At 68.2% G+C, this 1,088-nt stretch carries 1 protein-coding gene; it reads left to right on the top strand.

Features of this window, described 5'->3' with window-relative positions; translation table 11 throughout:
- A partial coding sequence (locus tag HUW62_RS47380) for a non-ribosomal peptide synthetase (RefSeq protein ID WP_176438205.1) occupies positions 1-1,088 on the top strand: 1,088 nt, incomplete at both ends.

A 1,088-nucleotide genomic window follows, 5' to 3' on the forward strand; every position in this document is an offset into this window, starting at 1 on the left:
GCCACTCAGCCCGTTGCGCTTGCCGGTGTCCGCCAGGTCCTCGCCGGTGGTGACGTCCTTCCGCCGTCCCGCGTCCGCGAGCATCTCGCTCGCATCCCTTCGGGCCACGTCCTCGTCAACGGCTACGGCCCCACCGAGAACACCACCTTCTCCGCTACTCACTCGCTGCGCCACGGGGACTCCGTCTCCCGCTCCGTCCCCATCGGCGCGCCTCTCTCCAACTCCTCCGCCTTCGTCCTCGACTCCTCCTTCCAGCCGACTCCTCCGGGCGTCCCGGGAGAGCTCTTCGTCGGTGGTGACGGCCTCGCTTGGGGTTACCTCAACCGCGCGGACCTCACCGCTGAGCGCTTCGTCCCGCACCCCTTCAGCAGCACTCCTGGCTCTCGCCTCTACCGCACCGGGGACCGCGTCCGCTGGCTACCTGACGGCACCCTCGAGTTCCTCGGCCGCTCCGACTTCCAGGTGAAGGTCCGTGGCTTCCGCATTGAGCTGGGCGAAGTCGAGGCCGCTGTCCGCCTCTTCTCCGGCATCCAGGAGGCCGTCGTCCTCGCTCGTGAGGATGTCCCCGGCGACAAGCGCCTCGTCGCCTACTTCACCTCCGCCGAATCCTCCGTCGACGCCTCCGCTCTGCGCGCTTTCCTGCTCCAGCGCCTGCCCGAGTACATGGTGCCGGCCGCTCTCGTCTCCCTCCCTTCCTTCCCTCTCTCCGCCAACGGCAAGCTCGACAGGAAGGCTCTCCCGCCTCCCGACTTCGCCGCCGCCACTTCTGGCGACGACTTCGTCCCGCCTTCCACTCCTACCCAGACGCGTCTTGCCTCCATCTTCGCCGACGTCCTCGGCCTGGAGCGCGTCAGCGTCCACGGCGACTTCTTCGAGTTGGGCGGACACTCCCTCCTCGCCACTCAAGTCGTCTCTCGCATCCGCTCCACCTTCGACGTTGAGTTGCCCCTCGGTGAGCTCTTCTCTTCTCCCACCGTCGCGCTTCTCTCCGAGCGTCTGGAGCTGCTCCACGGCTCCTCGTCTCGCCAGCCGGCACTCGTCCCTGTCGACCGTGCCCAGCCGCTACCCCTCTCCTTCGCCCAGCAGCG

The organism is Myxococcus sp. AM011, from assembly GCF_013372595.1.
Classification (GTDB): domain Bacteria; phylum Myxococcota; class Myxococcia; order Myxococcales; family Myxococcaceae; genus Myxococcus; species Myxococcus eversor.